This is a genomic window from Microbulbifer sp. ABF4_148 (assembly GCF_056158985.1).
Window position 1 is genome coordinate 1,020,085 of sequence record NZ_JBSWUI010000001.1, and the last position, 23,746, is coordinate 1,043,830.

Genomic DNA, 23,746 nt, shown 5'->3' on the forward strand with positions numbered 1-23,746 from the left:
AGGCAATTGGCGCCAAGGTGCCGAGATCGAACTATCGTTATAGGGAATTTACCGCCGGAAAAGTTATGACAGAGCGCTGCGACCTGCTGATCACCAATGTAAATGCCGCGACGATGGACCCGTCTATCGTCGGCGGCTACGGCGCGGTTGAAGACGCCGCGGTGGCAGTGACCGGGGATCGCATCGTGTGGATTGGTCCGCGTCGCGAGCTGCCGGATTGCGTCGGCGACCGGGTAGTGGATGGTGAGGGCCAGTGGCTGACCCCCGGGTTAATCGACTGCCACACCCACCTGGTTTACGGCGGGCACCGCGCCAGCGAGTTTGCCCGTCGCCTGGGTGGCGAGAGCTATGAGGAGGTGGCCCGCGCCGGCGGGGGCATTTTGTCGACGGTGCGCGCGACCCGCGCGGCGACGGCGGAGGAACTCTACCGCACGGCAGAACATCGCCTGCAGGCCTTGCTGGCCGAAGGGGTGACCACGGTCGAGATCAAATCCGGTTACGGACTGGACCTGGATACGGAGCTGAAGCAGTTGCGGGTGGCGCGCCGGCTGGCCCAGCACAATCCGGTCACCGTGAATACCACTTGTCTCGCTGCCCATGCGCTGCCACCGGAATTTGAAGGGCGCGCGGATGAGTACATTGATCTGGTGTGCGTGGAAATTTTGCCCGCCGTTGCCCGTGAACAATTGGCCGACGCAGTGGATATGTTCTGCGAATCTATCGGCTTTACGGTGGCGCAGTGTGAACGGGTGATCAAGGCGGCGCAGGCACTGGATCTGCCGGTCAAGGTGCACGCGGAGCAGCTGACCCGCTCCGGCGCCACCGAAATGGCCGCCCACGCCGGCGCATTGTCAGCGGATCATGTGGAATACATTACCGATGCGGATGTTGCGGCGATGGCCGAAAGCGGTACCGTCGCCGTGTTGTTGCCGGGCGCGTTCTATACGCTGCGCGAAACCCGGGTGCCGCCGATCCAGGCGTTGCGCGATGCCGGTGTGTGCATGGCGCTTTCCACTGACCTGAATCCCGGCAGTTGTCCCATCGCTTCGCTGCGGCTGATGATGAATATGGGCTGCAATCTGTTCGGCATGACACCGGCGGAAGCGCTGGCCGGGGTGACCCGTTCTGCTGCGCGCGCGCTGGGACTCTGTTGTAGCCGCGGCGTGCTGCGCGCAGGTCTGCGCGCCGATATGGTCCTGTGGCCAATGGATACGCCGGACCAACTCGCCTATGAAGTCGGTGGTCTCAAGCCGCAGACGGTTTTCTTTGGAGGCAAAGATGTTACAGCTGGCTGATATGCGCCTGTGGAGTGGCCGTACCGATAGTGAGGACGGCCGCGCGGGAGAGCGCTGGCATCAGCGCATTTCGCCCCTGCAGCAGGACAGTGCGCCGGGGCTGGCGGTATTGGGGTTTGCTTCCGACGAGGGGGTGCGCCGCAACAAGGGCCGGATTGGTGCTGCCAAGGGGCCGCGCATCCTGCGTCTGGCGATGGCTAACCTGCCGGCAACATTCGATGCGCCGCTGTACGATGCGGGCAATGTGCGGGTCGAGAAAGAAGACCTGGAGTCCGCGCAGGCATTGTTGGGTGCGCGGGTGAACGAACTGCTCGACGGCGGACATTTTCCGCTGGTACTGGGCGGCGGTCATGAAATCGCGTTTGGCAGTTACCAGGGGATTGCCCGCTGGATGCGCGAGCAGCACCGCGACAAGAAGCTGGGCATTATCAACTTTGACGCCCATCTGGACTTGCGCGTGCCCGCGCCGAAAGGTTCCTCGGGTACGCCGTTTTTCCAGATCGCCGAGCAGTGTGAAATCAACGGCAAGCCATTTCACTATATGTGCGTTGGTGCCGCGGACAACGCCAATACCCCTGCGCTGTATAACCGGGCGGCGGAGCTCGGGGTGCGGGTGATTCGGGATCGTGAGATCACCAGTTGGAATATCGACGCGGTGCGTGAGCGGATCGCGGGTTTTGCGGGCAGTGTGGACATGGTGTACCTCACCGTCTGCCTGGATGTGTTTCCCGCGGCAGTGATGCCGGCAGTAAGCGCCCCCGCAGGCCGCGGCGTGCCGATGGAGCTGTTCGAGCCCTTGCTCGATGCGGTACTCGAATCCGGCAAAGTCTGCCTGGCGGATATGGCGGAATTCAATCCGTACTTCGATGTGGAAGACCACGGCGCGCGTACAGCGGCGCGAGTGCTGTTCCAGATTGCCAATGGACGTATGGCTTAGAGTATTGCCCGGGCATATTCCCGGGCAATAACGCTTTCGCTTAGCCTTCCAGGTAAAGCTCACGCAGTTTCTGCAACTCTTCGTCGCTTACTTGCAGCTCTTGCTGGATGTAGGCCAGCACAGATCCTGATTGTTGTTCCATTTGGTCGATGGCCGATTGCAGAAAAGTCTCGTCAACGCCCATCAGCGGTCGAATCAACTCTTCTGGTACTTGCTGGAAGAATTCCAGTTGACGTTGGCGTTCCGGCGTCAGGTTTTCCGGTGGCTGCATCATTTCTTCGAAGTTAAGGTACTTCTGCGAGGCCATATAATCTGCCATGACGATATCGCGCTCGACACCGAGTGCAGTCAGCAGCAGGGCTGCGGCCATGCCGGTGCGGTCCTTACCTGCGGAGCAATGGAACAGAAGGGGGCCATCATCGTTTGCGAGCCGATCAAACATTTCCGTGTAGGCAGGTTTCTGCTGCTCCAGTAGAGATAAGTACCCTACCTGAAAAATCTGCTTTACAGATTCGGGGGTTGCGCCCGGGCTCATCAGGATACCGGCAATGGCTTCGATATCCATATCCAATTCATAATCCCATTGCAGCTGGTTGATATCGCCGGCCTGCCAGCTGGTGGGTTCATCGTGCTGCTCAGTGGTAGAGCGAAAGTCGACTACCGTATTGATGCCAACACTGGTCAGGTACTGGTAGTCCTCTTCGGTTAGGTTGGCGAGTACCCCGGAGCGGAATAATTTGCCCCATTTAACGCGCTGGCCAGATTCTGTCTCATAGCCGCCCAGATCGCGGAAATTGCGTCCCCCGTCGAGGGGTAGCAGGCGGGTGGCAGCAGAAGAGCGGCTCTGTGCGCTCTCGACCACAAACTGGTGGCGCTGAGTGGCTGTGGCGGGCCAGGACAGTTCGGTGGTGTCGATACTTTCGCTCAACAGGCGCGGCTCACCATTGCCGGCAATAACGCTGATTTTTACCGGGGTCTGGGGCTCACTGGTTTGCCAGTTGAGTTGGTAGGCGCCGTTTTTATAGCTTACCTGTAAGTCGCTCACAGATACGGCTTGCACCGCTTTCGGTTTGGCAGCAGCAACAGCTTGCTCCTGTTCAGGACTACAGCCGCTGGCAAGAGGCAGGATCAGTCCGGCGGCAAGAAGTGAAACAGTTCTGCCGAGGGTTGAAAATTTCACAGTAAATCTCCTTGCGGGAATGGTAGCGGTCCCGGGCAATCAGTGCCCGGGCCGCCCGATGTCAGTTAGTAATTAATACGGAAACCCACCAGATAGCGACGGCCATAGCCCTCGACCTGGTTGGGCGTGCGGGCGTCACCTTCATAACGTACATCGACTTCGTCGGTGAGGTTGTTGGCCTGGGCGTAGATCGACAGTTGTGCACCGTTGACTTCGAGTGGCAGGGTGTAACTGGCGGAAAGGTCGTAACGGCTCTGCCCGGCCCAGTACTCTGCCATGGCGTCGTTCTCGGTAGTCGACAGCCAGTCGTCGCGATACATATGGTTCAGGCGGATCGACAGGTCGCTGGTCTCGTAAAATACCGAGGCGTTGTAAATCAGGTCGGAGGTGCCCGGCAGGCTGAAGCTGGTACCACTTAACGTATCAAATTCACTATCGAGTACCGTAATGTTGCCGCTAAAACCGAATCCGCTGAAGGCATCTGGCAGGAAGCTGTCGGCCTGGCCAACCAAATTCAGTTCCAGTCCTTGCAGGTTCCCGTTGTTGCCATTGACAAAGCCGGTATAGATCCAGCTCTCACCAGCAGCGCTGGCGAGGTAGTCACCACCGTCAATGGTGGTGCTGTCCGCATAGATGACGTTCTCAACGTTGCGGAAGAAGGCACCAACAGAAAACAGACTGGCATCAGCAAAGTACCATTCCAGCGAAGCGTCGCCGCCCCAGGCTTCTTCGGCTTCCAGGTAGGGGTTGCCACCCTCTACAGTGCGGTTGGTCGGGTCGACCCGAGCGGACGCACGCCACTCCGTGTAGGTCGGGCGGCTGATGCCGGAACTGGCCGACAGGCGTAGTTTGAGATCATCACTGAGGTCGATATTGGCATGGGCGCTTGGCAGCACATTGATAAAGTCGTCGCTCACACTACCTTCGATGCCGGCGCTGGCATAGTCGGTGGCTTCCACACGTGCACCAACAACCAGATTACCCCAGGTAAACTCGGTGGTATGCATGGCATAGGCGGCGGCAATGTCTTCGTCAATTTCGATGATCTGGTCAGGTGTTACCGGTGCGGTAACGTCGCCGACCGCATTACTCCACGCCTGGAACAGGCCCGCATTGTCGTAGTAAGTACCGCCGATGGAATTATTCAAGCCGGTATCCCATGTGCGGCCAGTATCGAAACTGGTGATGTCCACGGTGTCTGCCGGGAAGGCTCCAAAACTGAGTGCGGAACCTACGCCACTCGCCTCGCGTCGATCCAGTTGTATGCCCAACCCAAGTTCACCATCCAGGTCAAACAGGGCAAGTTCTGTTTCTGCATCCAGCTTGAATTTGACGGTGTCATTGTCGAGGGATTGCTGAAGGGCGAGGCCGAGGTCCGCTGCATATTCAATGGCAGACAGGGGCATGGCATCCTGAGTGAACGGCGCGAACACTTGCAGCTGCGGGTCTTCCAAATCGCGCATGTCATAGCTGACCGCTGCCATGCCTCCGGCGGAGTAGGGGATCGGCAGGAAGATGCTGTTTTCGGTGTTACTGAGGTTCAGGCGCGACGATAGCGACCAGCTACCCAGTTCAAGGTCCAGTCCCAGAGTATGTGCGGCGGTAGAGTTGCTGTATTCACCGTCTTCGAGTAAACGGCTGACCAGTGCCAGAGGTTGATAGCCGTTGCTCCCCGGCGCCACCTGGCTGTTGATTGCGCTGGCACCAGCCCCAATCTCGAACAAGTACTGGTTGCGCTCCTCACTGTCGATAAACTCGCTGTAAAGGGTTGAGACAAATACCCGCCCGGTATCCTCGGCAAAACGATATTCCAGCTGGCCGCCGTAGGCATTGTCTTCGCGCTCAATGCGGTAGCTGCGGAAATCCAGTTCGTATACCAGTAGCTCACCGCTGGCCTCGTCAATTGCCAGATCGTATTCGCGGTTGTCGGTGATTTGTGCACGGCTGTTATGGGAAGTAAACAGCGAGAAACCGAACTGTTCGTTGGACCAGGAGGTTTTCATTGAGTACTTCTGGATATCGCCGTCTCCCAACTGTTGGGTGCCGGTACCAATATCGGCGGACAGAGTCCACCCCTCACGATCGAAAGGGCTGGCCGTTTCAATATCAATAAAGCCAGCGACAGATTCACCCGGCATATTCGGCAAAATCGCCTTGTTGGCGGAAACCCGGCTGGTGATCACTGCCGGGAAGCTGTCGAAGCGCGGGATACGCCCGTTCTCGGCACCGGGGAGGTCGATGCCGTCGACCGCAATGGCGGTATAACGGAATGGCGCTCCGCGAAAGTTAATGTAGCGTGCCTGCCCCTGATCGCGCTCGATGGCGAGCCCGGGGACGCGACCCAATGCATCTGCCAGGTTCTGGTCAGGAAAGCGGCCGATTGTATCCGCAGAAATCACATCGACATAATTGTCAGAGTCGCGCTTGGCATCAATTGCCGCTTTCTGGCTATCTCGGATGGGCTTGCCCAGCACGACGACTTCTTCGACCAGTTCCGAATTTTCCTGTGTGGCCTGAGCAATGACCACAGGACTGGCACAAGAGGCCAGACTGATCGAAATCAGAGCAGATAGATTGGCAGAATTTGAGAGCTTCACGATGGTTCCCCTTGGTAAGCTGCGCGGCCCAGCAACTGGCCGCGATGAAAATCAGGGGGATATTTTTTGCTGCAGGTGTGACGAAAAGGTTAAAAAAACCTCTCAGGAGAGGAATGAGATATCTCTAAATGGGAAAACTCATCCAAAAGCTGGTCAGCTCAGGACAATCTGTGTCGCGGGGCACCGCAAACGGTAGCGGGACCTGCCGCTAGCACTATCGCGTTGCACTTCGAATAAAAAGTCGGCAGACAGCGCCTCACCCAATGTGCGTCGGAACTCTTCCTTTATTTTATTCCGGTTTTGATCAAGGATTTTTGCACGCAGGCCGTTTTCTTTCAGGTCATTGATGGCCTTGCGATGGCCGCCAAACTCCTCCATTAGAGTCACCAGCTCTTCGGCGACCTTCAGTTCCGGCCTGTGTGAAGAAGGGTTGACCATCCAGCTACTGTCCGCATCTTCCCCTGGAGAGGCGAGTGCCCGGCGCTTGGCATACCAATAGAGATAGAAAAAGGGAGTCTTGGCCAGAGGTATCGGTAACCCGTGTACGGTGACCTCTTGACTGGTAGCAGATAGTTGCATCACTGCTGGGGATGCCGCCACTTGCATACTCTGTGCAAAATTGTTGGTCAGTTGCAATGAGTGCAGGAGCCAGTTTAGTTCGAAGGAATCCTTGCGATGAATATCGGTGCCAAACTCATCGATCCATTGCGATATTTTCTCGAGATCGTAGCCGGCGACCAGTAGCCCGCGTACGACTTCAGCCTGCCTCTGATTAAATAGGGGGGCTTGCGAGACAAATAATTGCGCTTGCTTTTGGGGCACGCCAGCCGCTTCTAGCTCGGCAAGCCACTTACGCTGGGCATCCGGTACTGGTTTTGGTAGCTGCTCCCATAAAAAAAGAAAGACCAGCACAATGCCAGCCTGAATCATCCAATAGTGTGGCGTGTCAAAGGTGTAGTTGTAGTTCAGGGTGAATTCGTGGATTTTTTCTCCGGCCGACCAGGGGATGCTGACAGAATGCACCGCCGTATTTTTGTTGCTTTCTGTCAATCTTGGTACCCACAGCGCGCAGCGACCAAGCTCGAGCAGGTGGCTATATACTCTGAGGCTTTGCAGGCTTTCGTTCATGCTCTGGCGCACAAGCTCACTGGTGCCGTCGCTCTCAATTACATAGCGGTGAGCATGTTCCACGCGCGGTGCCAGCTCAAGTGTGCCGATTTCCCCTATCTGCGCGGCAACTTGCCAATGGATCAGCCACAGCACAGTATATCCGGTTCCGAGCAGAATAGTGGTTACCCACCCAAGTCCCCTCAGGAGTCGCATAACTGAGGCTCCTGCCAGTCAAGATCCAATTGCTTGAAAACGCGAGAGTAGGTCGCTAGTGCCCGACCGATGTCACAGCGCGCGGGCCCGGATAGATTTTGTCGGCGCAGGAACCAGGAGCCGGATCCGACGTTTGCGTCGATCAATAACCTGTGGACGGGGCCGCCGTCATACGTCCGTGAGATCCACGGTCCATCGCTGATCAGGTCAACGGTCCCATTTTCGAGAGCGTTATACAGTTCCGCGACACTGGAGAACTGCTGGATTTGCTGCGGCTCCGGAGTCAGGCCCAGCACCTTCAGTGCATGGTGTGGCACCAGATAGTGGCTATGACTGCGTTCGTCATGCATTAGGCCAATACGTTTTCCGGTGAAGTAGGCCTTGGTAGCGACAGGTTTTTCTGTGACCGAAACCCAGTACACAGGGTAACTCGGTGGCTCCCAAATTGCTTCGTAATAGGTTGCGAGCTCAGGAACTAGGCCCTCTAGTTGGCTGCGTCGGCTCCAAATCAGGTCGTAGTGTTCGCCGAGCAGCATCGGTGCGGTGAGGTAATCCCGCGCATTCCAACTGACCTCTACGTAGTTGTACAGCTTACCCAGCGCGCTGGATGAACACAGGGCATCACCGAGGGTTTTGACATTGCCAGATGTCACGGTGAATACCCTAAAAGTCAGGCCGTTGTTATTGGATGTTGTGGCGCTGTAGCTACAGCGATAGGCGTTGTAATGGTGTACACCCGGCACCTCTACTTCAGGGAGAAACAGAAGTAGCTCCACCGCTATGAATGCGCTAATCAATACGGCTATCAATGCCCTGCGCTTAGTGAAGAGCTCTGGTGTGGTCACGGGGTGTATCCGGCGGTTCTCTAGGCGAGATATCTCCCCATACTAGCGTCCCTTTGTGACGGTTTTTTAACATGTCACCGCATAGTCATATCTCAGCGCACGAGGCTGATACAGGAATAATTGTTGTGTCTACTTAGCATCGGTATCTGCCGGATCTGGGCGGCAGCAGGCATACAGAAACTTTTTTGTAAGGTTTTCGCTGAATCAGATACTGTTAGGTATTAAAGGGGGGTTAGGGCATCGTGGTGCGCCAGCGAGACCAGCAATTTCAGCAACTTGTCGACGAGTTCGGCCAGGGCATTGCCCGGGTCGCGGGCACTTATGTGCGCAATGAAGCTGAGCGCGACGATCTGCTGCAGGATATCTGGCTGGCGATCTGGCGCGCACTCCCCGGCTTTCGCGGTGAGGCCAGCCTGAAGACGTTTGCGTATCGAATTGCCCATAACCGCAGTGTGACCGAGTTGACGCGGCGCAGGCCGGGCGCGGATGACGATGCCGCATTGGAGGAAATTGTGGACAGCGCGCCGGGGCCGGCCGACCGCCTGGCGACCTCGCGTCGCGCGGAAGCCCTTCAGCGCGCCGTGCAGGCGCTTCCCCTGGGAATGCGCCAGGCAGTCAGTCTGCGCCTCGAAGGGTTAAGTTACGAAGAAATTGCAGAAGTGCTGGGAATCAGCGAATCCAATGTTGCGGTGCGTTTGAATCGCAGCCGGGAAAAGCTCAGCGCCCGATTGGGAGGAGATCATGCAGAAACCGGATGACTGGAATCAGTTGGAGAGCCTGTGGCAGGCGCAGTCAGAGACACCCATACCCACAGCCCTGGTGACCAAAGTCCGGCGCCAGGCGATGCTGCTGCGCGTGGGTTGGGCGCTGGAATGGCTGGTGGCCCTGGGGTTGCTGGTTTTTGCGGGATGGTTCTCGTTCAGTTTGCGCTCGGTCGATGGGTATCTGTTGCTCGGTTTTGTCGTGATGCTGCTGATCTGGGCGCTGATGTTCTCGTGGCGCAATCGCGAGGGACTCTGGCAGCCGGCAGAAGAGTCGGTGCGCGGCTACCTTGCGGTGACAGAAGGTCGCCTGCGGGGGCGGGCGCGCACGGTCAGGTTTACCTGGATCTTATTTGCGGTGGAGATCGTGTTCTTCGTTCTGTGGGATCTGGGTGGGCGCCTCGGCTGGCTGGAACCGCATTTCGATATTCTCGGTGCGCGCACCCTGTGGATGATTCTGGGTGCCACTGGAATTTTGGCGATCTGGAGTATGGCTGTCCTGTTGGATGTCACGCGCCAAACAAAAAAAATGCACGCCTTGCAAAAAGAAATGGAAAAAAACCTGTAAGGATTTTTTTCGCCCCGGTACTACACAGATGAGCGCTGACGGAAAATTGAATATTCCGCGGCAAAAAATCAAACGTTAAAGGTGCTCGGGAGACGAACCTGTGTGGAATCGAATAACTGAACCGAAATTTTTCGTTATTTATCCGGTAGTGCTTGTTTCACTCGCTGTGCTGATTGTGGGCTGTGGGGAGGCAGTTTGCGATTTGCCCAATCCGCATTGCGCGCCGATTAAAGTCGCTCAGTCGGCGCAGCCTGGTGAGCAGATTCTCTCTGTTTTCCTGAGCGCCTGACGGTATTTCAAAAAGGAAATTTTTATGTTGACTGATCTCGAACAATTGTGGGTGAACCTGCTAAATGCATTTCAGACGATGGGTGTTGTCAGGGGGGCAGTATTTGCGTTGCTTTTCCTTGTCATCTGGTTCCTGCCGGCCTTGCTGGCACTTATCTTCAATCGCCAGCATGCCGGAAAAATTTTCCTTGCGTGTGTCCCGGCGATTGCCTCCTGGATTGCCTGGTTTGCGTTGCTCGGGTGGGCGGTGACCGGTCGCGTATGGAAGGGTCAGGATAAGGGCGCGGCGGCTCCCCAGTCCGAGTCCGAGGGCACCACCAGAGCGTAACGGGTGCAGCTGGGCAGGTCGGAGCGGTTTAGACAACTCCGCTGATACAAAGGGTACATTGCAGTTCGTGAGCGCAATGACTAAGGTGGGGGACGAATAACAATAATTCACGAGGTGTATCACTGTGGAATCCCCTGCGGACCGCCCGACTCCCGCGACGAAGAAATCCTCCCCGAGCCCGAGCCGCCTGCGAATCGGGCGGCGCTATCGCCCGAGCCGTCTCGATGGCCCGTATGATGCCATCATCATCGGTTCCGGCATCGGCGGACTGACCACCGGTGTATTACTCAGCGATACCGGTAAGAAGGTTCTGGTACTGGAGCAGCATTACACCGCGGGCGGCATGACCCACGCCTATGATCGCAATGGCTATGAGTGGGATGTGGGGGTGCACTACATTGGCGATGTGGGTGAACATCCCACCATGAGCCGTCACCTGTACGACTTCCTGTCTGCGGGCACCCTGGAATGGGCGCCGATGGATCCGGTGTATGACCGGATATTCCATGGTGACCAACACTGCGACCTGGTCGCCGGTCGCGAAGCCTTCGTGCAGGAACTGCTCAAGCGGTTCCCCGGTGAAGAGGCCGCGCTGCGAGAATATTTGCAACGTCTGGCCCAGGCCGCACGGTTTATGCCGATGCTGGTCACCGAGAAGGTATTGCCGCGCTGGTGCGGCCCGTTGATGAAAGCGTTGCGCCGCCTGCGCCTGCCCAGCTATGTATTCAAAACCACCCGTGAAGTCCTGCTCGAGCTGACAGACAACGAAGAACTGATTGCCGTGTTGACTGGACAGTGGGGCGACAATGGCATGACGCCCTCCGAGAGCAGTTTTATCATTCACGCGATGATTGCTCGACACTACCTGCACGGGGGCTACTATCCCGTCGGTGGTTCCAGCCGCTTTGCCGAAACCATCATTCCGCAAATCCAGTCCGCCGGTGGCGAAGTGTTCACTTATGCGGAAGTGGAAACCATTCTGCTGGAAAATAACCGCGCCTGCGGCGTGCGTATGAAAGACGGCACCGAGATCACGGCGCCGATCGTGATTTCCGGCGCCGGTGTGTTCAATACCTTTGAACGGTTGCTGCCCCAGAGTGCGGCCGAGCGTGCAGGTTATCACCGCGACCTGCAGAATGTTGAGCCGTCGATGTCACACTTGTGTCTCTACATTGGTTTGCAGCATACGGCGGAAGAGCTCGGTCTACCCAAGACCAATTACTGGTTGTACAGCAGTGCCGATTACGATCGGGATGTGCAGGCCTTCCTCGAGGATATGGAAGCGGATTTCCCGCTCGCGTATATTTCATTCCCCTCTGCCAAGGACCCCGATTTTCTGCGCCGCTATCCCGGGCGTGCCACCATCGAGATTGTGGCGCCGGCACGTTACGAGTGGTTCAAGCAGTGGGAAAATGAAACCTGGGGTAAGCGCGGTGAAGACTATGACGCGCTGAAAGAACAGTTCAGCCAGCGATTACTAGAAAAACTGTTTGCACACTTCCCACACCTGCGCGACAAGATCGACTATTACGAATTGTCCACGCCGCTGTCGACCAAATATTTTTGTGCGTACGATCGTGGCGAAATTTACGGACTGCAGCATGATCCCTCTCGCTGGGATCAGAGCTGGCTGCGGCCCAAGACCCGTATCAAGGGGTTGTATCTGACGGGCCAGGATATTGTGAGCTGTGGCGTGGGCGGTGCCATGTTTGGCGGCGTCATCACCGCACAGAGCATACTGGGCCTGCGGCGTGGCCTGCCTTTACTGCGCGATATTTTTTCGGGCAAGCGGTCAAGCAGGCAGCGTGCAGAAAGCCTGGATACCGCGACATCCTAGTAGGCGGCAACATGAGTAGACAGGGGGCAATACGATGATTCAGGACGCCAAGAAAACCGCACTGGGTGCCGCTACCGCGGTGGGTCTTTACACGCTGCTGATGCTGGTCGCGGTGGAGCTTATCCAGGAGCATGTTTTGTCCGATTTGCGGAACATGCGTCGCATGTCGGACCTGCTGGATGTCGCCATGTTTGTCTGCGCGCTGTTCGGTGCCTACGTGGGGATGGGATTTGTTAACCGCACCCGGCAGAGTTTTTCCGGCAAGGTGTTGCTGGCAGTACTGTTGTCCCTGCCTCTGCTGTTCCTAGCCACTGACATCAATCCACTGGACCTCGACAGCCTGACTCAGAAGCAGTGGTTCAAGCTGGGTTATGTTGCGCTCGCCCTGGTGGTGGGTGGTTTCTTCGGTCTGCGTTTCAATCGATTGAAAAGCTTGTAGTGGTCCGCCATCCCATTCAGTACGTATGTCCCGCGGTCAGCCTGCTGTCTGGCCGCGTGGGATAATTTCCTAGAGACTCGGGGTTCGCGCTTTGGCCAACTCCAATCGGGGGGCTTTGGTAAAATGCCCCGCTTTGCAGATTTCCAGCTCGCGCGATCTTACGCGCGCGCCAACCAGAAACCGGAGTGATTATGCCGCTTTCCGACCTGATTCAGCCGACCGTTCTCGGACCTCTGACCCTGCCCACGCGCGTGGCCATGGCGCCGATGACGCGCCAGTATTCGCCGGGTAATGTCCCGGGTCCGCAGGTGGTGGATTACTACCGTCGCCGCGCGGAAGGGGGCGTCGGCCTGATCATTACCGAGGGAACCTATGTCGGGCGTCCCGCAGCCGGTGGCTACGCCAATGTGCCGTTTTTCTATGGTGAAGAAGCGCTGGCAGGCTGGAAGAACGTGGTCGACGCTGTGCATGCCGCGGGTGGCAAAATCGTGCCGCAGCTGTGGCATGTGGGTGCGATTCGCGGCCTGGCCAAAGGCGAGGGGGCGCTGGCCCCGGATGCCACGGTGCCGGCGATGAGTCCCTCCGGCCTGGTGCGTCCCGGTTCCGAACTGGGTGTGGCGATGAGCAAAGAAGAGATCGCGGCAACCGTTGAAGCGTTTGCCCAGGCGGCCGAGGACGCAAAACGTATCGGTTTTGATGGCGTGGAGATTCATGGTGCACACGGCTACCTGATCGATCAGTTTTTCTGGGAAGGCACTAACCAGCGCACCGACGAGTATGGTGGCAGCATGGAAAACCGCAGCCGCTTTGCGCTGGACATTATTCGCGCGGTTCGCGCGCGTGTGGGCGAAGGTTTCCCGATCATCCTGCGATTCAGCCAGTGGAAGCAGCAGGAATATACCGCGCGCCTGGCAAACACCCCGGAGGAGTTGCAGGCGTTCCTGCAGCCGATGGCGGAAGCCGGTGTGGATATTTTTCACTGTTCCACAAGGCGTTTCTGGGAGCCGGAATTTGAGGGATCCGACCTGAACCTGGCCGGCTGGACCAAAAAGCTGACGGGCAAGCCGACCATTACGGTGGGCAGTGTCGGTCTGGATGCAGACTTTATTGATGAGGACGCCCGCGATATGAGCGAACACGCCGCGCCTGCCTCTATCGAGAACCTGCTGGAGCGACTCGAGCGCGAGGAGTTTGACCTGGTGGCGGTTGGGCGAGCGCTGATTGCGAACCCGGACTGGGTACACAAGGTGGTAAACGCCGACGCCGATAGTCTGGTGCCCTTCGAGAAAAAGGCGCTGGCGCAGCTGGTGTAACTCCAGTACGACAGGCACAAAAAAGGGCAATCCACGGATTGCCCTTTTTTATTGCATGATTGGCGTGTGCCGATGGCCGGCGAATTATTTCTTGTTGCCCTTGTTCATCGCTGCTGCCAGCAGGTCGCCCATGCTGCCGCGCCCACCACCCTGACCACCTTGCTGGCGGCCACGGCTGTTCTGGTTCTGGCGGTTGTGGCGTTGTGCCTGACGGCTCTCGCGATGATCGCCTTTCTTGACGCCACCACTGCCCTGCTCACCGGGCTCGTCAGTGAGGCGCATGGACAGGCCGATACGCTTGCGCGCCACGTCGACTTCCATCACCTTCACCTTGACGATATCGCCGGCTTTCACCACTTCGTGTGGGTCCTTGACGAACTTGTCGGATAGCGCGGAGATGTGCACCAGTCCATCCTGGTGAACGCCGATATCGACAAAAGCCCCGAAGTTGGTGACGTTGGTGACCGTGCCTTCGAGCACCATGGATGGGCGCAGGTCCTTGATCTGTTCAACACCTTCCTCAAACTTGGCAGTCTTGAACTCCGGACGCGGGTCGCGGCCCGGCTTTTCCAGCTCGGCAATGATATCGGTGACGGTCGGTACACCGAACTGCTCATCGGTGTAGTCCGCCGGGTTCAGGCGGCGCAGGAACGCGGAGTCGCCAATCAGGCTGTTGATCTCGCGCCCGTTTTTCTCCGCAATGCGGCGGACCACCACGTAGGCTTCCGGGTGTACCCCGGAGCGGTCCAGCGGGTTTTCGCCCTTGTTGATGCGCAGGAAGCCGGCGGCCTGCTCAAAGGCCTTGGGCCCAAGACGCGGGACTTCCTTCAGGGCATCGCGATTCTTAAATGCGCCGTTCTGGTCGCGATAGGTCACGATGTTAGCGGCGATCGAGGCGGTCAGGCCGGAGACGCGGGCGAGCAGCGGGGCAGAGGCGGAATTCAGTTCGGCGCCCACGCCGTTTACACAGTCTTCCACGACGGCGTCGAGGGAGCGCGCCAGCTGGGTCTGGGAAACATCGTGCTGGTACTGGCCGACACCGATGGATTTGGGTTCGATTTTTACCAGCTCCGCCAGCGGGTCCTGCAGGCGGCGCGCGATGGAGATGGCGCCGCGGATGGTCACGTCCAGGTCGGGGAACTCGCGCGCGGCAAATTCGGACGCGGAGTACACTGAGGCACCGGCCTCGTTCACCATGACTTTCTGCGCGGTCAGTTTGTACTGCTTGATGGTTTCCCCAACGAACTTGTCGGTTTCACGGCTGGCGGTGCCGTTACCGATGGCAATCAGGCCCACGTCGTACTTGGTGCACAGTGCCGCGATGACGGCGGCGGATTCCTGCAGGCGGTTTTGCGGCGGGTTGGGGTAGATGGCAGTGTGGTCCAGCACCTTGCCGGTGGCGTCCACGACGGCCACTTTCACCCCGGTACGCAGGCCCGGATCCAGGCCGATGGTGGCTTTCTGGCCGGCCGGCGCGGCCAGCAGCAGGTCTTTCAGGTTGCGGGAGAAGACCTTGATAGCTTCTTCTTCGGCTTTCTCGCGCAGTTCGCCCATCAGGTCGGTTTCGAGGGAGGTCAGCAGCTTGATACGCCAGGTCCAGCGCACCACCTCGCCCAGCCATTTGTCCGCCGGGCGGCCATGGTTTTCGATATCGAACTGGCGGGCCACCATGGTTTCACAGGGGTGACCAGCGGTGGCCGGACGTTCATCGTCGTCTTCCAGGCCGATATTGAGGCTCAGGATACCCTCGTTGCGGCCGCGGAAAATCGCCAGCGCGCGATGGGAGGGGACCTTGGACCAGTCTTCCGCGTATTCGAAATAGTCGCGGAACTTGGCGCCCTCTTCCTCTTTGCCGTCCATTAATTTGGCTTTGACCTGGCCGTCACGCTTGAGAAAGTCGCGTAATTTACCCAAAAGCTCGGCATCTTCGGCGAAACGCTCCATCAGGATGAACTTTGCTCCATCCAAGGCGTCTTTAGGGGTGTCTATTTTTTGATCGGTATTGGTATACTTGGCGCCCTCTTCCTCCGGGTTGAGGGTTGGGTCCGCCAACAGGGCGTCCGCGAGTGGCTCCAGGCCCGCCTCGATGGCGATCTGGCCCTTGGTGCGGCGCTTGGGTTTGTAGGGCAGGTAAAGATCTTCGAGCCGGTTTTTGGTGTCGGCTGAATTGATCTGACCGGAAAGTTCCGGTGTGAGCTTGCCCTGCTCGTCGATGCTTTTGAGGATGGCCGCGCGGCGGTCTTCCAGCTCGCGCAGGTAACGGAGGCGTTCTTCCAGGGTACGAAGCTGACTGTCATCCAGCTCGCCGGTCACTTCTTTCCGGTAACGGGCGATAAACGGCACGGTGGCACCTTCGTCCAGCAGGTTGACGGCGGCAATGACCTGTTGGGCCCGTACATTGAGTTCTTCGGCGATTCTGGCGTTGATATCCAACATCTTATTTTTACATCCGTTCAGCGGGGTGTACTTCGAGGGACGGCTGAATCAGAGTGCCAGCCGCCAGCAAAAATCCGGATGCGCATTATGCGCGACCGGGGGCCAGTGCGGAAGGTTTGCGGCGAGACGCAGTTCTCTGCGATGGCCTGTCCGATCAATCTGATCTTTTAGGATCGAACTCGCGTAAAATGCGCAACCAGATATTTTTTGAACAATGGGATAGTCAGTGAAAATCTCAAGTAAGAACAAGCTGCTGTGTATAGTTTTTCTCGTCGGGGCGACCACCATCGCCGGCGTGCTGAGCATGGCGCCAAAGCCGAAGGAGAAAGAGGCAAAGGCGGCCCTGCCGCCCACCGCCGATGTGCTGTATGTGACCCCCTCACGGGAAACCCTGCTGGTGCCCAGCCAGGGGAGCGTCAGGGCGCGCCATGAGATCGATGTGATCGCCCGAGTCGGCGGTTCCATTGAAAAGGTCGACAATGCCTTCGTGGCCGGTGGTTTCTTCTCTGCGGAGCAGTCGCTGTTGCAGATTGAGTCCGCCGACTACCAGTTCCAGCTGGCCCGATCCGAATCCCAGCTGGCAAACGCCAGATCCACCCTGGCCCAGGAGAAGGGTCGCGCCAAGCAGGCCAAGCGCGAGTGGCGCAACCTGGGCAGTGAGGAGGCCAATGCGCTGTTTCTGCGCAAGCCGCAGCTGGCCGCTGCTGAAGCTGCCGTCTCCGCCGCGCGAGCCGACCGCGACCAGGCGAAGCTGGATCTGGAGCGCACCCGGGTCCGGGCGCCGTTCGCCGGCCGTGTGGTAGAGACTTACGTGGACCTCGGCCAGTACATTACACCGGGTACCCGCCTTGCCAAGATTCACAGCACCGGTATCGCCGAAGTGCGTTTGCCGCTGACTGACCGTCAGCTGGCGTTGCTCGACCTGCCGTTGGGCCAGTCCATCGAGAATGGCCCCGCGGTGCGTTTGACTGCCCAGATCGCCAGCCAGCAGCGCGAGTGGCTCGGCAAGCTGGTCCGTACCGAGGCCAATATCGATCCCAACAGTCGTTTTGTTTACGCGGTGGCGCAGATCAGCGACCCCTACGGCGGCGACGCCCCTCTGGTCAATGGCCTGTTCGTGGAAGCCCAGATTGCCGGCAAGACGCTCGATAACGTGATCCGTCTGCCGCGCCAGGCGCTGCATGAGGGGTCCCACCTGATGGTTCTGGATGCGGAGAACAAGCTGCGCTTCAAAGAAGTGGAGCTGCTGCAGGCAGTGGACACCGAAGTGTGGCTGGTTGGCGATGTTGCGCCAGGTGAGCGCGTGATTGTCTCCAGCCTCGGATATTCCCGCGAGGGTATGTCGATCTCTGCCAACCCACTCAATGAAAAGCCGGCTGGCCTGATGCTGGGTGACGGCGAGTCTGGTAACGGACAGCCCGCAGCGGCCAGTGTCGGCAGCGCGGCTCAGGGAGCACAGTAATTATGCACGGCGTAATCGGATGGTTCGTTAGGAACAGCAAGGCCGCCAATTTGCTGATGATCATGATTCTCATCGGCGGCCTGTTCGGGATCTCTGGTATTGGCCGAGAAGTATTCCCGACCCTGAGCCCCGGCATTGTCGAGGTCAACATCAGCTACCCGGGCGCCGGTCCGGCAGAGGTCGAGCAGCAGATAACCCAGCGGGTCGAGCAGGCCATCTCTGAAGTGAAGGGCATCAAGGAGGTGAATTCCTGGTCCGCCCGCGGCCGCAGCTCGGTTCAGGTCAAGGCCGTTGATGGTTATGACGAGCTGCGCCTGCTGAACGACATCAAGGTCCAGGTGGACAGCATCAATACCTTCCCCTCGGACATCGAGCGCCCGGTAGTGGCGCTGGAAGAGTGGCAGCAGCAGATGATGATGATCGCCATCGGCGGTCCGGTGTCTCCCAAGCAGTTGAAGGACACCGCGCTCGACCTGCGCGACAAAATCATGTTGTTGCCCGGCGTGCGCCGGGTCGATGTCTGGGGTGACCGTGCCGATGAGCTCTCCATCGAGGTCTCCGAGCTGGACCTGCGTCGCTACAACCTGAGCTTCGACGATGTGGCCAATGCGGTGCGTCGCTCGTCGCTGGATCTGCCCGCCGGTATGGTGCGTTCAGACCGTGGCGATATTCAGGTGCAGACCCGTGGGCAGGCCTACACGGCCGATGATTTCGCTCAAATTCCCCTGATGAGCCGTGCCGACGGTACGCGTCTCCTGCTCGGTGATGTGGCGGAGATTCGCGACGGCTTTGAAGAAGAGGGCTCGGTCATTCGCTTCAATGGCAAGCCGGCGATGAACCTGCGCGTGCTGCAGGGTGAACCGCTGGATGTGGTTGCCACGGCCGAAGCCATCAATAACTTTATGGTTGAGGCGCGCAAGCAATTGCCGCCGGGGATGGAGTTCGAGGTCTGGTTCGACTTCTCCAAGGCCTATGAAGGCCGTATGGAACTGCTGGCCGGCAACGCCCTGGGCGGACTCGCGCTGGTTTTCGTCCTGTTGATGCTGTTCCTGCGTCCGGCGCTGGCCATGTGGGTAACCATTGGTATCGCGACCGCCTTTATGGGGGCCTTCTGGCTGCTGCCGATCACCGGTGTGACACTCAACATGCTCTCGCTGTTTGCCTTCCTGCTGATTCTCGGGATCGTGGTCGATGATGCGATCATTGTCGGCGAGGCGGTGCATGCGGCCCACGACCGCGGTGTCGAGGGGCTCGAGGCGGCGGAAGAGGGTGTGAAGCAGGTGGCTTCCCCGGTAATTTTCGCCGTGGTCTCCACCATGGTGTTCTTCCTGCCCATGCTGTTCCTGCCGGGCGTCACCTCGCAGATGATGTTGTCCCTGCCGGTGGTGGTGCTGCTGTGCCTGTTGTTCTCATTGGTGGAGTCGCTGCTGATTCTGCCGGCGCACCTGGTGGGCATGAAGCCGGAAAAGAAAGCCACTTCTGGCCTGGGGCTCAAGCTGCAGAACCTGCGTTCGCGCTTTGCCAATAGCATGAAAGTGGCCGGTGACAAGTACTACCTGCCGCTGCTGGAGAAATCGCTGAGTAACAGTCGTGCCACGGTGATGGTCTTCACGATGGCGCTGTTCCTGTCCTTTGCGGTATTCAAGGGTGGCTATATCGGCTCGCAGTTCTCACCGCAGGTGCCTTCCGACCTGCTGGAATTGCGGACCACCATGGCGCCGGGTGAATCCTTTGAGGAGACCCAGCGGGTGATGGAGCAGTTCGAGCGGGCTGCCGAACGCGTCGCTGAAGACCCTGAAATGCTCAAGCTCAATGGCGGCCAGCCGTTCGTCGAGAACACCATGGCCTTCCTGTGGCGCGGCAACGTCACTGTGTTGTTGCAGCTGGTGGATGGCGAGCAGCGCGACGTGACCTCCAAGGACCTGTCCCTGCGCTGGCGCGAATACATTGGTGAGCTGCCCGCCAGCGTGGAGGAAATGCGGATTACCCACACCATCAATGATGGTGGCTCTGGTATGTCGCTTAACCTCAGCACATCGTCCGGCGACATGGCCGAACTGCGTGCCGCTGCCGATGCGGTGAAGAAGCAGCTGGACGGCTTTGCCGGCGTCTACGACGTGCGCGACAACCTGATCAGCGCGCGCCAGGACATCGAGATCCAGCTGAAGCCCCACGCCACCAATATGGGTATCGAGCTCTCGCAGGTGGCCAAGCAGGTGCGTCAGGGTTTCTATGGTGAGGAAGTTCAGCGCATTCCCCGCGGTCGTGAAGACGTGCGGGTGATGGTGCGGTATCCGCAGGAGGAGCGTGCCAGCGAAGAACAGATCGACCGTATTCGCATTCGCACCAATGAGGGCGAAATCCCGTTCAGCGCGGTTGCCGATGCGGTGTATGTGCCGGGTTATACCACAATCCGTCGTCACGACCGAGAGCGTACCGTTCGCATCAGCGCGGAGCTGACTCCGGGTGCGGCCTCGGCCCATGAGATCCTCAAGCAGCTGCGTGAAAACCAGGTGCCGGAGTGGGAGCAAAAGTTCCCGGGCTTCTCGCTGAAGACTGCCGGTGAGATGCAGGAAGAGGAAGAGTTTGGCGGGGCGATTGTCGCGTTCTTTATCCTGTCGATCTTTACCATCTATGCGCTGCTGGCCATTGCGTTCCGCTCGTATTCCCAGCCGCTGTTGATTCTGACCGCCGTACCGTTTGGTTTCTTCGGTGCCATCGTCGGCCATCTGCTGCTCGGATATGACATCAGCATCATGTCGATGCTGGGCTTCCTCGCGGCGGCGGGTGTTGTGGTGAACGATAACCTGGTACTGATGGACCGGATCAATCAGCTGCGTGCGAGGGGTATGGCGGTGATGGAAGCGGTAGTGCAGGCAGGACGGGATCGTTTCCGTCCGATTATCCTGACTTCTATCACGACCTTTGCAGGCCTGATTCCCATCATGTTCGAGCGGTCGATTCAGGCGCAGTTCCTGATCCCGATGGTGATCAGCCTGGCCTTTGGTGTTCTGTTTGCAACAACGGTCACCCTGATCCTGGTACCGAACCTGTACAAGGTGATTGAAGTGCTGCGCGGGAAATTGCGTCGCGGTTCCCCCACTGACGAATTGCCTGTGACACTCGAAAAGGCCTAAACTAGCCGCTTCGATCCAATGAAAACGCCGACGTCCAGTCGGCGTTTTTGTATCTGCAGTCGGGAGGAAAGACGCCATGCGCATACCGCGTATCTATTGCCGCCAGTCACTGGCGGGGCTCGATGAAGTCGAGCTGGATGAAGGCGCGAGCCGTCACCTCGTCAAAGTACTGCGGTTGGCGCCGGGGCGTCCGCTGGTGCTATTTGACGGTATGGGTGGAGAGTATGCCGCCGAGCTGCTGTCTTCCGGCAAGCGTGCGCGCGCACGTCTGGGGGCCTACTCGACACCGGAAAGAGAGTCGCCGCTCGCACTGACCCTGGCCATTGGCATTTCCCGTGGCGATCGATTCGACTGGGTGATTCAGAAAGCGACAGAGTTGGGGGTGCAGCGGATCCAGCCGTTGTTTACCGAGCGTTGCGAGGTCAAGCTCAGTGGTGAACGGCTGCAGAAAAAGCTCGGCCACTGGCGTCAGATCGCCATCAGTGCCTGCGAGCAGTGTGCGCGCAACCTGGTGCCGGAAATTGCCGATCCACAGAAGCTCGCGCATTATCTACCGGAGGCGGCGCAACAGGCCGACCTGCCCCTGGTCTTGCATCATCGTACTGACGTCACCCTGGAACAGTTGGAGCAGCGTCACGGGCGTCCCGATTCCGCGCTATTGCTGGTCGGCCCGGAAGGCGGTTTATCGGCAGATGAAATTGCCGTGGCCATGGATCGCCAGTTTCAACCGCTGCGCCTGGGGCCGCGTGTGTTGCGGACCGAGACGGCACCCGTTGCGGCGATTTCGGTGTTGCAGCACCAGTGGGGTGACTTTTAGTTGCGCAGGCGGCGCAGTGTATTTCGGTATCAAACTGACAGGGGGTTGGGGAGCGTATGATCAAATTAATCATCTGGTTGCTGGGACTGGCAATTATCGGACTTTCGTTGGCGACGGCCTTCAAGCCCGAACTCGCTCGCAATCTGAGTGAACGCCTCACGGAGACGGGGTTTGCCTTCGCGGCCTGGGCGCGAGTGCTGATCGGCTTGTTTGTGTTATTGATTGCCGATGGCCGCTCCCTTTATATGCTGCTGAATGTGCTTGGCGTCTTGTTGGTGTTGGCTGGCGCCTACATGATGTTTATCGGATTTGAGCGCAGCAAGGCGCTGGCAATCCGCATTGCCCACGGCAATGAGACCTTTGTGCGGCTGATGGCTGTCGTGGGTGTACTGGTCGGTATTCTGTTGCTGTCAGCGAACTGAGGCGTTGCCTCGCAGGGTTTTCACTTTCGCGCCGTCCTGACGTGAATATCCATTTATGCGCGTCATGGGTCAGGGCGGGCAGCTAAACTTGAGTACCGACTTTGTCGCGTAAAAGAATATTGTGGAAGGGTTGCTATGTTTGCCACTGAGCTGGTGATATTTGACTGCGATGGCGTTCTGGTAGATAGCGAAACTATTGTCAGTCGAATAGTGGCAGAGGAAATGAATAAGCTGGGCATGAATGTCACGGCGGAGGAGCTCGATGAGCAATTCAGTGGTCGGCCCGCACAGGACTGCCTGCTGGAGATCGAGACCCGCTTCGGTGGCCCACTGCCGGCCAGCTACTTTGATAATACCGAGCGGCGTATCCGCGAGTCCTTTCACAAGGAATTGCTGCCGGTTGCGGGTATCGAGGGGCTGTTGGATCACTTGCTGCAGGTGAATCTGGCCAGCTGTGTGGCCTCGTCGGGCTCCCACGAAAAAATGCAGTTAACCCTCAACAAGACCGGCCTGTTTGAGTATTTCAACGGGCGCATCTTTAGTGCGGATGATGTTGGTCGTGGCAAGCCCGCTCCGGACCTGTTTCTCCACGCTGCCCAGACGATGGGGGTTGAGCCGCAGCGCTGCCTGGTTGTGGAAGACTCCATTGCGGGTGTCCGTGCCGCGGTAGCTGCGGGTATGCCGGTGGTCGGCTACAGCCCGCATCCTAATCGCGCTCCGCAGCTTGCGGCCGAGGGTGCGCGGGTGGTCAGTGATTTGCTGGCGGTTGTCGACTTCCTGTAAAAAACCACGCTGCTTATTGATCCAACAGACGGAATGTCACTGTGGCACTGCGACGGTGATTATCGCTGTCGACAAACGTTCGGCTGTACTGCACCTCTGAAGCGCCCCGGCTTAACAGGTCGCGCACCAGACCTTCGGGAATGGTGACGGTCTCGTTGACGAGTGTGCGGCCGCCACTCACCAGCGGGGTGCCGTTGGCGAGAATGGTGCGGTCGCCCAGCATAAACTGGCCGACATTGGAGCTCGCTTCAATATCGTCGGTGTCACCGATCAATTGCCACTTCAGCATGACCCGGCGCGTACTCGGCGTAATGGTCTGCTCGATGGGCACTGCGCTGAGCTGTTTCAGTTTGCCCTGTTGACCCAGCTCGATCACAACCTTGCTGGAAATCCGCCCTGCCGCTCCACTGAACGTCCGCCGGAACCCCACGCGCTTGATGCCTTGTTGCTGCCATACCCGTGCCTGTTCCGCTTTGAGTTCGAGACGCTCACTGAGAACGCCGGTATCGCGGGATAGCACCAGGTTGGCACCGCCCGTGCCAAGCACCGTGTTGTTGGCCAGATTTACGAATTCTCCGCGCGGCGACTGCGCGCCGCCCGGACTCGCAACCCGCCAGGTAATTTCGGTGCGGATATTTTCTCCGGGAACGAAGGGAATCTGGTCTGGCGCCACCGACAGCAATTGCGTGCTCTCTGCGCGGGGCGCCTGGGCAAGGCCGGCAAGCACGGCTGCCGGTACCCCCAGGCAGAGCAGTGCCAGGAACCAGCGCCTCGTCGATATTTTTCTGTTTGAGCGGGCTTCGGGATGTGCCATTACCGCCTCCGACAGGTTTTTGCCTTCGGTCTGTCGCTGATGCAGACCGATCAGCATGGAAGTCTAGGGTGGGCGGTGAGGTACCCGTAGGGATCGATTGCCGCGCCGCAAAATGGTGACTGACCAGATTCCAGTTGCAAGCCGCGTGGCTAAGTGCAGTGCAG

19 protein-coding genes are annotated in these 23,746 nt (G+C 58.6%); 13 read left to right on the plus strand and 6 right to left on the minus strand.

Translation table 11 applies throughout. The annotated features are described in order from the left end of the window. The first annotated feature begins 65 nt into the window (after positions 1 to 65). Positions 66 to 1,295: an imidazolonepropionase gene (hutI, locus tag ACXAD0_RS04480; protein ID WP_475087155.1), complete on the plus strand. Its 1,230-nt coding sequence runs from the start codon at positions 66 to 68 to the stop codon at positions 1,293 to 1,295. Continuing rightward, positions 1,279 to 2,232, plus strand: coding sequence for a formimidoylglutamase (gene hutG / locus ACXAD0_RS04485; protein ID WP_475087156.1), 954 nt, complete (start codon positions 1,279 to 1,281; stop codon positions 2,230 to 2,232). The genes hutI and hutG overlap by 17 nt, the downstream gene beginning before the upstream one ends. Before the next feature lie 40 nt (positions 2,233 to 2,272). On the opposite strand, the gene ACXAD0_RS04490 is transcribed toward hutG, so the two are convergent. The 4 genes from ACXAD0_RS04490 to ACXAD0_RS04505 all read right to left on the minus strand — a co-directional run bounded on the left by ACXAD0_RS04490 (position 2,273) and on the right by ACXAD0_RS04505 (position 8,177). Next, on the minus strand, positions 2,273 to 3,412 hold the full coding sequence (locus ACXAD0_RS04490) for a tyrosine-protein phosphatase (RefSeq protein ID WP_475087157.1): 1,140 nt from the start codon (positions 3,410 to 3,412) through the stop codon (positions 2,273 to 2,275). 65 nt (positions 3,413 to 3,477) lie between these two features. Beyond that, positions 3,478 to 6,009, minus strand: a complete 2,532-nt coding sequence (locus ACXAD0_RS04495) for a TonB-dependent receptor (RefSeq protein ID WP_475087158.1) — start codon at positions 6,007 to 6,009, stop codon at positions 3,478 to 3,480. 153 nt (positions 6,010 to 6,162) lie between these two features. Then, a complete protein-coding gene (locus ACXAD0_RS04500; RefSeq protein WP_475087159.1) occupies positions 6,163 to 7,272 on the minus strand; it encodes a hypothetical protein in 1,110 nt (369 codons plus the stop codon). 47 nt (positions 7,273 to 7,319) lie between these two features. Beyond that, positions 7,320 to 8,177, minus strand: a complete 858-nt coding sequence (locus tag ACXAD0_RS04505; RefSeq protein ID WP_475087160.1) for a hypothetical protein — start codon at positions 8,175 to 8,177, stop codon at positions 7,320 to 7,322. A gap of 245 nt (positions 8,178 to 8,422) precedes the next feature. On the opposite strand from ACXAD0_RS04505, the gene ACXAD0_RS04510 reads away from it, so the two are divergent. The 6 genes from ACXAD0_RS04510 to ACXAD0_RS04535 all read left to right on the plus strand — a co-directional run bounded on the left by ACXAD0_RS04510 (position 8,423) and on the right by ACXAD0_RS04535 (position 13,711). Then, positions 8,423 to 8,935, plus strand: coding sequence for an RNA polymerase sigma factor (locus ACXAD0_RS04510; RefSeq protein ID WP_475087161.1), 513 nt, complete (start codon positions 8,423 to 8,425; stop codon positions 8,933 to 8,935). Next, positions 8,919 to 9,506, plus strand: coding sequence for a hypothetical protein (locus tag ACXAD0_RS04515; protein WP_475087162.1), 588 nt, complete (start codon positions 8,919 to 8,921; stop codon positions 9,504 to 9,506). The genes ACXAD0_RS04510 and ACXAD0_RS04515 overlap by 17 nt, the downstream gene beginning before the upstream one ends. A gap of 313 nt (positions 9,507 to 9,819) precedes the next feature. After that, on the plus strand, positions 9,820 to 10,122 hold the full coding sequence (locus ACXAD0_RS04520) for a superinfection immunity protein (protein WP_475087163.1): 303 nt from the start codon (positions 9,820 to 9,822) through the stop codon (positions 10,120 to 10,122). Positions 10,123 to 10,246: 124 nt separating this feature from the next. Next, positions 10,247 to 11,959, plus strand: a complete 1,713-nt coding sequence (locus tag ACXAD0_RS04525) for a phytoene desaturase family protein (protein ID WP_475087164.1) — start codon at positions 10,247 to 10,249, stop codon at positions 11,957 to 11,959. Between the two features lie 34 nt (positions 11,960 to 11,993). Then, the gene (locus tag ACXAD0_RS04530; protein ID WP_475087165.1) at positions 11,994 to 12,398 is read left to right on the plus strand and encodes a hypothetical protein; all 405 of its coding nucleotides are present in this window, start codon (positions 11,994 to 11,996) and stop codon (positions 12,396 to 12,398) included. Positions 12,399 to 12,589: 191 nt separating this feature from the next. Next, entirely contained in the window at positions 12,590 to 13,711 is a 1,122-nt protein-coding gene (locus ACXAD0_RS04535; RefSeq protein ID WP_475087166.1) for an NADH:flavin oxidoreductase, read from the plus strand. Between the two features lie 84 nt (positions 13,712 to 13,795). Here ACXAD0_RS04535 and ACXAD0_RS04540 read toward each other — a convergent pair whose 3' ends face one another. Beyond that, on the minus strand, positions 13,796 to 16,147 hold the full coding sequence (locus ACXAD0_RS04540) for a Tex family protein (RefSeq protein ID WP_475087167.1): 2,352 nt from the start codon (positions 16,145 to 16,147) through the stop codon (positions 13,796 to 13,798). Positions 16,148 to 16,373: 226 nt separating this feature from the next. Here ACXAD0_RS04540 and ACXAD0_RS04545 point away from each other — a divergent pair, with 226 nt between their 5' ends. The 5 genes from ACXAD0_RS04545 (at position 16,374) to ACXAD0_RS04565 (ending at position 22,768) form a co-directional block, all read left to right on the plus strand. Continuing rightward, a complete protein-coding gene (locus ACXAD0_RS04545; protein ID WP_475087168.1) occupies positions 16,374 to 17,609 on the plus strand; it encodes an efflux RND transporter periplasmic adaptor subunit in 1,236 nt (411 codons plus the stop codon). 2 nt (positions 17,610 to 17,611) lie between these two features. Then, on the plus strand, positions 17,612 to 20,746 hold the full coding sequence (locus ACXAD0_RS04550) for an efflux RND transporter permease subunit (protein ID WP_475087169.1): 3,135 nt from the start codon (positions 17,612 to 17,614) through the stop codon (positions 20,744 to 20,746). A gap of 76 nt (positions 20,747 to 20,822) precedes the next feature. Then, on the plus strand, positions 20,823 to 21,563 hold the full coding sequence (locus ACXAD0_RS04555) for a 16S rRNA (uracil(1498)-N(3))-methyltransferase (protein WP_475087170.1): 741 nt from the start codon (positions 20,823 to 20,825) through the stop codon (positions 21,561 to 21,563). Positions 21,564 to 21,619: 56 nt separating this feature from the next. After that, complete coding sequence (locus tag ACXAD0_RS04560) at positions 21,620 to 21,985, plus strand: hypothetical protein (RefSeq protein ID WP_475087171.1); 366 nt, start codon at positions 21,620 to 21,622, stop codon at positions 21,983 to 21,985. Between the two features lie 135 nt (positions 21,986 to 22,120). Beyond that, the gene (locus ACXAD0_RS04565; protein ID WP_475087172.1) at positions 22,121 to 22,768 is read left to right on the plus strand and encodes an HAD family hydrolase; all 648 of its coding nucleotides are present in this window, start codon (positions 22,121 to 22,123) and stop codon (positions 22,766 to 22,768) included. Between the two features lie 13 nt (positions 22,769 to 22,781). Here the strand turns inward: ACXAD0_RS04565 and ACXAD0_RS04570 are convergent, their stop codons facing one another. Continuing rightward, positions 22,782 to 23,582, minus strand: a complete 801-nt coding sequence (locus ACXAD0_RS04570; RefSeq protein ID WP_475087173.1) for a hypothetical protein — start codon at positions 23,580 to 23,582, stop codon at positions 22,782 to 22,784. Between the last annotated feature and the right edge of the window lie 164 nt (positions 23,583 to 23,746).